At 66.3% G+C, this 11,528-nt stretch carries 8 protein-coding genes; 6 read left to right on the top strand and 2 right to left on the bottom strand.

Annotated features, from left to right (window positions below; all coding sequences use genetic code 11):
* The coding region (locus AC1DN0_RS21365; protein WP_477145980.1) for an NADP-dependent malic enzyme at nucleotides 1-2,153 on the bottom strand (2,153 nt) is incomplete at its 3' end.
* A 390-nt stretch (nucleotides 2,154-2,543) separates the two neighbouring features.
* The gene (locus AC1DN0_RS21360) at nucleotides 2,544-3,014 is read right to left on the bottom strand and encodes an Lrp/AsnC family transcriptional regulator (RefSeq protein WP_441625871.1); all 471 of its coding nucleotides are present in this window, start codon (nucleotides 3,012-3,014) and stop codon (nucleotides 2,544-2,546) included.
* A gap of 107 nt (nucleotides 3,015-3,121) precedes the next feature.
* Between AC1DN0_RS21360 and AC1DN0_RS21355 the strand changes: the two genes are divergently transcribed.
* From AC1DN0_RS21355 to AC1DN0_RS21330, 6 genes are all read left to right on the top strand, one after another.
* Complete coding sequence (locus AC1DN0_RS21355) at nucleotides 3,122-3,748, top strand: LysE family transporter (RefSeq protein ID WP_428179538.1); 627 nt, start codon at nucleotides 3,122-3,124, stop codon at nucleotides 3,746-3,748.
* A 228-nt stretch (nucleotides 3,749-3,976) separates the two neighbouring features.
* Nucleotides 3,977-4,450 (top strand): cobalt-zinc-cadmium resistance protein, encoded by a 474-nt coding sequence (locus AC1DN0_RS21350; RefSeq protein ID WP_441625869.1) that lies wholly within the window; start codon nucleotides 3,977-3,979, stop codon nucleotides 4,448-4,450.
* A 193-nt stretch (nucleotides 4,451-4,643) separates the two neighbouring features.
* Nucleotides 4,644-5,906, top strand: a complete 1,263-nt coding sequence (locus AC1DN0_RS21345) for a TolC family protein (protein ID WP_441625875.1) — start codon at nucleotides 4,644-4,646, stop codon at nucleotides 5,904-5,906.
* Between the two features lie 2 nt (nucleotides 5,907-5,908).
* The gene (locus tag AC1DN0_RS21340) at nucleotides 5,909-7,069 is read left to right on the top strand and encodes an efflux RND transporter periplasmic adaptor subunit (RefSeq protein ID WP_477145979.1); all 1,161 of its coding nucleotides are present in this window, start codon (nucleotides 5,909-5,911) and stop codon (nucleotides 7,067-7,069) included.
* A 6-nt stretch (nucleotides 7,070-7,075) separates the two neighbouring features.
* Nucleotides 7,076-10,195: an efflux RND transporter permease subunit gene (locus AC1DN0_RS21335; RefSeq protein WP_477104528.1), complete on the top strand. Its 3,120-nt coding sequence runs from the start codon at nucleotides 7,076-7,078 to the stop codon at nucleotides 10,193-10,195.
* A 204-nt stretch (nucleotides 10,196-10,399) separates the two neighbouring features.
* Nucleotides 10,400-11,512 (top strand): helix-turn-helix domain-containing protein, encoded by a 1,113-nt coding sequence (locus tag AC1DN0_RS21330; protein WP_441625865.1) that lies wholly within the window; start codon nucleotides 10,400-10,402, stop codon nucleotides 11,510-11,512.
* Nucleotides 11,513-11,528 lie beyond the last annotated feature (16 nt).

Here is an 11,528-nt window from a genome sequence, read left to right as displayed (position 1 = left end):
ACCACCAGCGACGTCATATTGACGATACGCCGCACCGTCGCCGACGGCGTCAGGATGTGCACCGGCGCCTTGACCCCGAGCAGGATCGGTCCGATCGCCACATTGTTGCCCGCCGCGACCTTGAGAAGGTTGTAGGCGATGTTGGCCGCATCGATGTTCGGGCACACCAGCAGGTTGGCTTCGCCCTTGAGCGCGCCGTCCGGCACCAGCGTGTCGCGCAGCTTCGGGTCGAGGGCGCAATCGCCGTGCATCTCGCCATCCACCTCGAGTTCCGGCGCGCGTTCGCGCAGGATCGCCAGCGTTTCGCGCATCTTCTGCGCCGACGGCGCTTCGGACGAGCCGAAGTTCGAGTGCGACACCAGCGCCACCTTGGGCACGATGCCGAAGCGCTTGAGCTCTTCGGCGGCCATCAGCGTGATCTCGGCCAGCTGGTGGGCGGTCGGGTCGATATTGACGTGCGTGTCGACCAGGAAGATCTGGCGGCCCGGCAGCACCAGCCCGTTCATCGCCGCGTACACCTCCTTGGTGCCGCCCAGGATCTGGTCGATGTAGCGCAGGTGGGCGGCGGTGGTGCTGACCGTGCCGCAGATCATGCCGTCGGCCTCGCCCTGCTTGACCAGCATGGCGCCGATCAGCGTGGTGCGGCGGCGCATTTCCAGCTTGGCGTACTGCTGGGTGACGCCCTGGCGGGCCATCATCTTGAAGTACGCCTCGGAGTAGTCGCGGAAGCGCGCGTCGTGTTCCGGGTTGACCACGGTGAAGTCGATGCCGCCGCGCAGACGCAGGCCGAAGCGCTCGATGCGGTGGGCGATCACGGCCGGGCGGCCGATCAGGATCGGGTTGGCCAGCTTTTCATCGACGATCACCTGCACCGCGCGCAGCACGCGCTCTTCTTCGCCCTCGGCGAAGACGATGCGCTTCTTCTCCATGTCGACCTGGCGGGCAGCCGCGTAGATCGGCTTCATCAGCGTGCCCGAGTGGTACACGAACTGCTGCAGCTGCAGGCGGTACGCGTCCATGTCCTTGATCGGGCGCGCGGCCACGCCGGACTGCATGGCGGCCTCGGCCACCGCCGGCGCRATCTTGACGATCAGGCGCGGGTCGAAGGGCTTGGGAATCAGATACTCGGGGCCGAACGACAGGTCCTGGATGCCGTAGGCGGTGGCGACGATGTCGCTCTGCTCCTGGCGCGCCAGYTCCGCGATCGCATGCGCCGCGGCGACTTCCATCTCACGCGTGATGGTGGTCGCGCCGCAATCCAGCGCGCCGCGGAAGATGAAGGGRAAGCACAGGACGTTGTTGACCTGGTTCGGGTAGTCGGTACGGCCGGTGGCGATCACCGCRTCCGGGCGCACTTCCTTGACCAGCTCCGGCAGGATTTCCGGGTTGGGGTTGGCCAGGGCCAGCACCAGCGGCTTGTCGGCCATGCGCTGGACCATGTCCTGCTTGAGCACGCCGGCGGCGGACAAGCCCAGGAAGATRTCGGCGCCGTCGATCACTTCGGCCAGCTTGCGCTTGTCGGTCTTTTGCGAGAAACGGGCCTTTTCCGGGTCCATCAGCTCGGTGCGGCCTTCGTAGACCACGCCGGCCAGGTCGGTCACCCAGATGTTTTCGAGCTTCATGCCCAGGTCGAGCAGCAGGTCCAGGCACGCCAGCGCCGCGGCGCCCGCGCCGGAAGCCACCAGCTTGACCTTGTCGATGTCCTTGCCGACCACCTTGAGGCCGTTGACGACGGCCGCGCCGACCACGATGGCGGTGCCATGCTGGTCATCGTGGAAGACGGGAATCTTCATGCGTTCGCGCAGCTTGCGCTCGACGTAGCCTTCCATGACCGGCTTGGAAGCCGCCGGACCGATGTCGCCCAGGCCCAGCACGGCGGTGCCGTTGGTGATCACGCCGACCAGGTTGCCGCGCGCGGTGTAGCGGAAGGAATTGGCCGGATCGACCACGATTTCCTCGCACGCGGCGGCCACGCCCGGCGAGTAGGCCAGCGCCAGGTCACGCTGGTTGGACAGCGGCTTGGTCGGCGTGACCGAAATCTTGCCGCGTGTCGGAAATTCATGATATTCCAGGGCGGCCTTGCGCAGTGATTCGCGGCTTTGGTCAGGTGTGCCATCCGGCTTTGCTTCGATATTTTCGGGTGTGGTGGTCATGATTTGCAGTACGAGATTGGCAAGCCAATCGTGCTTCGAGCTGGATTAACGGAATGCTGTGATTCCATCAATCTCCGGGAGTGTCGGCTTCGGTTTCGCGAGCGATATTCCGGCATGTTCATGCCGAAAAAACGCGGCGTATCGGGAGCGATACAAACCGCCGCAACCGCGGTTGGCATGGCCTGATCACCATGAGAATGATCGCGCGGAGAGTATCGGACCAAGCGTAGCCGTGCCCCAGGCTGCCGTACAGTATCAGAGCGCGCCTAATTTACCGTATCAGCGAAGTGCGGGCGAAATCAGGAGGAGACGGGAATATAACCATGGCCGGGATTTGAAATAATCTCAACCCGCCTTGAATTCGATCGAGGCATGGCGCGAATGCCGGGGCTAGCCGGCCGGCCTCGGTTCCCGTTGTGCCGGCGGCGCAAGTCCCCGGCGCTCGATCGGCGTCGAGAAGACAATGGAAGTCCTTGTCTCGCCGAACCCGTTGATCTCGGAGAGGAACAACTCCAGGTCCTCCAGGTCGGTGGCCACCACGGATAGCATGTAGGAATCGTTGCCGCTGACATGATGGCATTCCAGTACGCGCGGCGAGTCGCGGAGTTTGTCCAGCAACGCCTGCTTGCCCGGCTGAGGCACATTGATTCCCACGATGGCGCGCACGCTGTAGCCCACGGCCTTCGGGTCGATGTCCGCATGGAATCCTCGCACCACGCCGGCCTCTTCCAGGCGGCGCAGGCGCTCCAGCGTAGCGGGGATGGACAAGCCCGTGGCTGCGGCCAGTACCTTGAGCGGTTGCCGCCCATCGGCCTGGATGGACTGGATCAGGCGCCATGCCTTGTCATCGAGTTCAAGCATAGGGTTTCCGTACTTTGGCCGGGCAGCTTAAAAAATCGAAAGCTCGTCTGCCGAACCACGGAATTTACACGATTCATTTGCCGGGGAGAACTGGATACCATGGGCGCATGGATTCGACGACACTTCTCCTCTTCCTCAAGGCGGCCCTGGTCGGGATTTCGATCGCGGCGCCGGTCGGCCCCATCGGGCTCCTGACGATTCAGCGCACGCTTGAGCGCGGCATGGCAGTGGGACTGGCCACCGGCATGGGAGCCGCGCTGGCGGACTCCGTGTATGGCGCGATCGGCGCCTTCGGGGTCAGCTGGATCATCCACGCGCTTGCCGCCGCGCGCATGCCCCTGGCGCTGGGCGGCGGCGCCTTGTTGCTCTGGCTGGCCTGGCGTACCTGGCGCGCGCCGCTGGCGGCATCGGCGGCGTCCGTGCCCGGCGGCTCGGATCTGCTGCGTTGTCTCGCCGGCACCTTTGTCCTGACGCTGTCCAATCCCGCCACCATCCTGTCGTTTGTCGCCGTGTTCGGCGCCCTGAGCGGCGGTGCCCTCGGCCCGGTTTCTCCCGTTCCCATGATCCTGGGGGTATTTGCCGGGTCATCGCTCTGGTGGCTCGCGCTTTCCCTGGTGGTCGCACGGGGCCGCCATCTGTTCACGCCCGCCTGGCGCCAGCGCATCAACGCGGTCTCGGCGCTCGTGCTGGCCGCGTTTGCGATGTGGCAGTGGATTTCGGTTGTGGGAACGTGATATGGAAACCTGCCCGATCAATGATCGGAGCTTGTCGACTTGCTACCGGCGTCGCTCAAAAGGCAACCGGCAACTTTCGCAACCCTTCAGGAACATGCCGGGCGCTTCCCTGTCTATGAATTGCGTTCAGTTACAATGCTGTAGTGCACCATCGCCTCGCAACAGGCCATTTCAGGCCATTTGCACGCTGCGGGCGAGCACTGCGCCATCTCCGTTTACCCCCAATTCATGCGATCCCTGCTGCTCCTGCTGACCGTTCTGTGCTTGTCTCTGCTGTCCTTCGGGGCAGCGGCGGGTTCGCACGCCGGTGCGGCGGGGGCTGCATTCGAGTCTGCCCAGGCCGAGCGGCTTGACCCGCTCGACCGCGTGATCCTGGAATCCACGCTCGCCCGCACCCTCGACGAACTGGACGGCGGTGCCGACCTGGAACGCGTTGTGGCGCCGGGCGACGATGGGCTGCCGGGTGAATCGGCCGCGGAGGTGCTGGCGGAGGACGACAACCCGCCCGGCTACTGCGAAATCTGGTCCGCCGACCTGCTCGACCCGCTCGACATGCTCGACGAGATCGAGGAATCCAGCGCGCTCTTCGCGCTGCCGACCGTACGCGTCTCGCTGCCGCCCAACGAGATCGCGCAACAGCTCCCGGCGCGCCCGGAGCCTTTGCCCGCGGCCTTCTTCAAGCCGCCCATTTCCCTGATCTGACAGCCCTGGCAACCCCGGCGCGCCATTGGCGTGCCCGGGCTGCGTTCCCATTGCCTGGGCGCCTGGGCCCGATCGCGTCCGCGATCGCTGGCTGACCGTTGGCGCGCGCTTCTTGCGCGCGCCGGCGGCGGGCGCGCAGCCGTTTCGCCTGCCCCCATTTGTCATGCAGATCAAACAGATCACTATGTATTCCATGGTGGCGTTGCTGTCGCTCGGAGCCTTGCCGGCTCTCGCGGCGGAAACGTTCACCTTGCCGCAACTGCTGTCCCTTTCGCAGTCCACCAACAAAGGCGTCGAAGCGGCGCAGGCAGGCGTGGATGCCGCCAGTGCCGCCGTGACCAGCGCGCGCGCCTATCCCAATCCGCAGGTGGAGGTGCTGTACGGCCGCCTGTCGCCGCGTACCTCCGGTGTGACCGGTGGCGCCGCGCCGACCATGGCCATCACCCAGAAGCTGGACTATCCGCAGCAGCGCAAACTGCGCGCCGAGATCGCCGGGCGCGGCCTGGAGGCGACCGAAGCTGGCCGCCAGGCGTTCCGGGCGGATCTGGCGGCGCGCGTCAAGACCTCGTATTTCGACGTATTGCGGCGCGAGATGGAACTGGCCGCGGCCAAGGAAGACCTGACCATGATGCGGCAGATCCAGGACCGCGCCCGCCTGCGGGTGGAGGTTGGCGAAGCGCCGCGCTATGAGCTGATCAAGGCCGACACCGAACTGCTCGGCGCGCAAAAGACGCTGCAGAGCGCCCAGTTGCGGGTCAACCAGGCCAAGGCCGCGCTGCGCCAGCAGGTGGGCGGCGCCTTGCCGGCGGCCTATTCGCTGGCCGGCAGCCTGAACCAGGCGCCGGCGCTGCCGGCCCTGCCGGTGCTGCGCGATACGTTGACCGGAACCAACGCCGAACTGACCCAGCGCCGCCTGGAAGCCGACCGGGCCAGCCTGGCGGTGGACTACCAGCGCTCGCTGAGGCTGCCGGAACTGGCGGTGCGCGCCAGCGCCGAGCGCCAGCCCGACAACACGGTCTCGCAGGTCGGCCTGGTCCTCACCATCCCGCTGTGGGACCGCCGCAGCGGCCCGGTGGGCGAGGCCACCGCGCAGGCGATCCAGGCCCGCTCGGCGCTGGAGGCGCGCGAGTTCGAGCTTGCGCAGGAGCTGGAGTCGGCCTACCGRCAATACGAGATCACGCAGGCGCAGGTGAGCGCGCTGGAAGGCGGCATCGTGCGCCAGGCCGAGTCCGCGCTCTCGGTGGCCGAGTCGGCCTATCGCTTTGGCGAGCGCGGCATCCTGGATTACCTCGATGCCCAGCGCGTGCTGCGCGGCGCGCGCAGCGACCTGATCGCCGCGCAGTACGAATTGCAGGCGGCCACCATCCAGATCGAGAAGCTGCTGTCGAGCGTGCCCGGGCAATCCGGGGCACCCACGGCTCCCTTCGCTCCTTCGGCACCTACGGAAACCCAATAAGCATGCGTCCCCATTTTCTTCTTTCCCTGACGGCAACCGCAGTCCTGCTGTTTTCCCTGGCAGGCTGCTCCGACGAACCCGCGCCCGCCACCGAAGCGCCCAAGCAGCCGCCCGGCGTGGTCAAGCCGGAAGGCACCCTGCAGGCATCGCTCAAAGTGGCGCCGGTCGCCACCAGCGCCTTCAGCGAAGTGCTGCGCGTGTCCGGGCGCATCGATTTCGACGAACAGCGCGTGGCCCGCATCGGCGCCAGCGTGACCGGCCGCGTGACGGATCTCTACGGCATCCTGGGCCAGGAGGTCAAGGCGGGGCAGGTGCTCGCCCGCCTGCATAGCAGCGAACTGGGCGCGGCCCAGATGGCCTTTCTGAAGGCCGAGGCCCAGACCGAGCTGCAGGTCCGCAACGCCGAGCGCGCGCGCCAGTTGTTCGCCGCCGACGTGATCGGCCGCGGCGRGCTGCAGCGGCGCGAGAGCGAACTGGCAATCTCGTCGGCCGAGATGCGGGCCTATCGCGACCAGCTTCGCGTGCTTGGCATGTCGCCCGCCGCCGTGGCGCAACTCGCCAAGAGCGGCAGCATCGATTCCTATTCGCCGGTGTTCTCCAGCATCAGCGGCACCGTGGTGGAGCGCAACGTGGCGCAAGGCCAGGTGGTGCAGCCTGCCGACGCGCTCTACACCGTGGCCGACCTGTCGCGCGTATGGGTGGTGGCGGAGGTGCCGGAGCAGCAGGCGGCGCTGGTGGCCGAAGGCCAGAGCGTGGATATCGAGGTGCCGTCGCTGGGCAATGGCGCTGGCCAGAAGCAGATCACCGGCAAGCTCATCTACGTGGGCCGTACCGTGAATCCGCAAACGCGCACCGTGCTGGTCCGCACCGAACTGGAGAACCGCGAAGGACGCCTGAAGCCGGCCATGCTGGCCAGCATGCTGATTGCCAGCGCGCCGTCCGAGCAACTGGTGATCCCCGAATCCGCCATCGTGCGCGACGGCAACGACGAGCTGGTGTACGTGGAGCAGGCCGGTGGCCTGTACCGCCTGACCAAGGTCAAGCTGGGCGCCGAGAGCGACGGCATGCGCGTGGTGCAGGGCGGCGTGAAACCGGGCGACCGCATCGTGGTGGACGGCGCCTTCCATCTGGACAACGAGCGCAAACGCCTGGAACAGGGTTAATCGATCATGATGAAAGCCCTTGTGGAAGCCGCTATCAAGCAGCGGCTGGTGGTCTGCGTGCTGGCCGTTGTGCTGTTCTTCTTCGGCCTGCGCGCGGCGACCAAACTGTCGGTGGATGCCTTCCCCGATGTCACCAACGTACAGGTGCAGATCGCCACCGAAGCCACCGGCCGTTCGCCGGAGGAGGTCGAGCGCTTTGTCACCGTGCCGGTGGAAATGGCGATGACCGGGCTGCCCGGCCTGGAAGAGATGCGCTCGCTCAACAAGGCGGGCCTGTCGCTGATCACGCTGGTCTTCACCGATGCGACGGATGTCTACTTCGCCCGCCAGCTGGTGATGGAGCGCCTGATCGAAGTGGCCGGCCGCATGCCCGAGGGCGTGACGCCGGTGCTCGGTCCGGTCTCCACCGGCCTGGGCGAGGTCTACCAGTACACGCTGGACCGCACCGACGACGGCAACCGCGCGTTGACGCCCGAGGAGTTGTCCGAGCGCCGCATCGCGCAGGACTGGGTGGTGCGCCCGCTGCTGCGCTCGATTCCCGGCGTGGCGGAAATCAACTCGCAGGGCGGCTTCGTCAAGCAGTACCAGGTGCTGGTCAACCCGGACCGCATGCGCCACTATCAGGTCACGCTGCAGCAGGTCTACCAGTCGCTCGCGCGCAATAACGCCAACTCCGGCGGCGGCGTGCTGCCGCACTATGCCGAGCAATACCTGATCCGCGGCGTGGGCCTGGCCCGCGGCGTGGACGATATCGGCAGCATCGTGCTCAAGGAGATCTCGGGCACGCCGGTCTATGTGCGCGACGTGGCCAACGTGACCATCGGCCACGAGGTGCGGCAGGGCGCGCTGGTCAAGAACGGCGAGACCGAATCGGTCGGCGGCATCGTCATGATGATGCGCGGCGGCAACGCCAAGGAAGTGGTCAGCCGCGTCAAGGCCCGCGTGGCCGAGATCAACGAGCGCGGCATGCTGCCGGGCAAGCTGCAGATCGTGCCGTACTACGACCGCAGCGAGCTGGTGGATTCGGCGCTGTGGACAGTCACCAAGGTGCTGCTCGAAGGCGTGGTGCTGGTGGTGATCGTGCTGTTCCTGTTCCTGGGGGATGTGCGCTCGTCCGTCATCGTGCTGGCCACGCTGGTGCTGACGCCGCTGATGACCTTCATGGTGATGAACCAGGTGGGCTTGTCGGCTAACCTGATGTCGCTGGGGGGGCTGGCCATCGCCATCGGCTTGATGGTGGACGGCTCGGTGGTGGTGGTGGAGAACGCGTTCGAGCGGCTCGGCCATCGTGACAAGAGCGGCATGACCAAGACCGAGATCCTGGTCAAGGCGGTGCAGGAAGTGGCCACGCCGGTGATCGTCGGCGTGGGCATCATCATCCTGGTGTTCCTGCCGCTGATGACGCTGACCGGCATGGAAGGCAAGATGTTCGCGCCGCTGGCGTTCACCATCTCGATTGCGCTGGCGATTTCGCTGTTCCTGTCGCTGACGCTCTCGCCGGTGTTGTCGTCCTACCTGCTCAAGGGCGGTGCGGAGCACGATACCTGGCTGATTGCCTTCATGAAGCGCCACTACCTGCGCATGCTGCACTGGGCGCTGAACAATAGCCGCAAGACCGTGATTGGCGCGGTGATGGCATTCATGGCCACCGTCGCCATCGTGCCGCTGCTGGGCACGTCCTTTATCCCCGAGATGAAGGAAGGCTCGATCGTGCCCGCATTGGACCGCGTGCCCAATATCTCGCTGGAGGAGTCGGTCAAGCTGGAGATGGAGGCCAACAAGCTGGTGCTGTCGGTGCCGGGCGTGAAGTCGGTGGTGTCCGGCGTGGGCCGTGGCGAAAGCCCGGCCGACCCGCAGGGCCAGAACGAATCCACGCCCATCGCCAGCCTGAAGGACCGCGACGAGTGGCCCGACGGCTGGACCCAGGACGATATCGCCAACGCCATCCGCGAGAAGCTCAAGGCCATCCCCGGCGTGCAGATCGTGATGGCGCAGCCGATTTCCGACCGCGTCGACGAGATGGTCAGCGGCGTGCGTTCGGACGTGGCGGTGAAGGTGTTCGGCGATGACCTCGACAAGCTGCGCGAGCTGGCTGGCGAGATCGCCCGCGTGGCGGGCGGCATCCAGGGCTCGCAGGATATCCGCATCGAGCGCATCTCCGGGCAGCAGTACCTGTCGATCGAGATCGACCGCCAGGCCATTGCGCGCTACGGGCTCAATGCCTCGGACATCCACGACATCATCGAGATCGCCATCGGCGGCAAGCGCGCCACGGACATCTTCGAAGGCGAGCGCCGCTTTGCCGCGGCGGTGCGCCTGCCGGAAGAGTTCCGCGACAACGTGCAGGCCATCCGCCAACTGCTGGTGGCCACGCCCAACGGCGCCCAGGTGCCGCTGCAAAGCGTGGCGAAGATCGAAGTCACCGACGGCCCCGCGCAGATCAGCCGCGAAATGGCCAAGCGCCGCGTGGTGGTGATGATCAACGTGAAGGACCGCGACCTCGGCGGCTTCGTCGCCGAGCTGCAGCAGGCGGCGGACAGCAAGGTCAAGTTGCCGGAAGGCTACTACCTGGAGTGGGGCGGGCAGTTCCAGAACATGGAACGCGCCATGGGCCACCTGAAGATCATCGTGCCGGTGACCATCGCCGCGATCTTCTTCCTGCTGTTCCTGCTGTTCAACTCCGTGCGCTTTGCCACGCTGATCATCACCGTGCTGCCGTTTGCTTCCATCGGCGGCATCATCGGCCTGTTCATCACCGGCGAGTACCTGTCGGTGCCGGCCTCGGTGGGCTTTATCGCGCTGTGGGGCATGGCGGTGCTCAACGGGGTGGTGCTGGTGTCGTATATCCGCACGCTGCGCGATTCCGGACTGTCGCTGGACCAGGCGGTGATCCAGGGCGCGACCCAGCGATTCCGGCCGGTGATGATGACGGCCACCATCGCCATGCTGGGTCTGGTGCCCTTCCTGTTCTCCACTGGCCCGGGCTCCGAAGTGCAGCGTCCGCTGGCGGTGGTCGTGATCGGCGGGCTGATCACGTCGACCCTGCTGACGCTGGTGATGGTGCCTACGCTGTACCGCTGGTTCGATAACCGGAAGCCGGACCCGATGAAGGATGTGCCGGTGTAGTACAGGCACATCGCACAGTCAGGCAACGCCTCACGCGGTTTCGGTGGGGCGTTTTTCTTTGGGGCAAGCCGGCGCGCTAACGCATGACCCCGTCCATTCGATATCATGTGCGCTGCCGCGGACCAACGCGCAAAGCACGGCATGGCGTCGCACCGGGGCGGCGGGGCGCCGAAGCCTTTTACCGTAACGCCTCCAGGGAATCACGTGTCAGGGCCAGCATCAGCACAGATTGCGGAAGAATTCGAAGCCAGTGTGGAGGCAGCGCCGCCGGAAGTGCACGTCCGCCTCGACGGGCGCGTACTTCCGGAAGCCTGCGAACTCTGGCGCGCGGCGCTGGCGCCGCTCTTCGACGTCAGGATTGGCGCCGCGCAGGGCGCCTTCTCGGGTGAGTTGATGGCGTTGCATCTGGGCGACAGCCTGATCGCGCGCTGCGCCGGCTCCGTGGAGCATCGCTTCAAGCGCGGCATCGTCGAGATCCGGCGCAGCAATATCGACCACATCCTGATTCAGCTCTATGCCGCGGGCGGCGTTCAGGGCGAGTATGGCAACCGGGCGCTCAATGCTGGCGTGGGTTCGATCAGCGTGCTCGACCTGGGGCGGACGCTGGATAGCTGGACACCGCCGTTTGCCAATATCACCCTTACCGTGCCGCGCGATCGCCTTCCCGCGTCGCTGCGGAGCTGGAACCTGCACGGTACGGTGCTGGACGCCGGCCAGGGATCGGCGCGGCTGCTGGCGTCGCACCTGTCGCAACTCCTGCTGGCTGGCGACGCGCTGACAGGCGAGGAGAGGGCGGCATCGGTCACCGCGGCGCTGATCATGCTGGAGGGCAGTGGCGCCAGGCTTCGCGATAGCGAGCCCGACGTGCAAAAGGCGGCACGCCGCAGCATGCGCAAGCTGGTGCAGCGCTATATCGAAGAACACCTGACCGCGGAAGCGCTCTCGCCGGAACAGGTCGCCGGCGCTTTCCGCCTGTCGCGAGCCAGCCTCTACCGCCTGTTCGACGCCGACGGCGGCGTGAACGCCTACATCCAGGGCCGGAGGCTGGATCGCTGTTTCGATGAACTTGCCCGATCCAAGGGCAGCGGGCTCAGCATCGCCGAGCTGGCATATCGTTACGCCTATTCGAATGAGAGCACCTTCAGCCGTGCCTTCCGCCGCCGCTTCAGCCTGAGTCCGCGGGAGGTGCGCGCGCTCGCGGAGCATCCGCGCAACAGCTGGCCAGCGGCGCCGGCCGACGCAAGCGAAGCGACCACCATCAACAAATGGCTGGAGAGCCTGCGGGGCGAATTCACTGCCACCGGCAGCGGCGCCTGACGGTATCGGGGGCCGT

This window comes from Cupriavidus sp. 05N39 (assembly GCF_056397325.1).
Note: the sequence above shows the minus strand (reverse complement) of the source record. Positions and strands in the feature narration are given on the sequence as shown.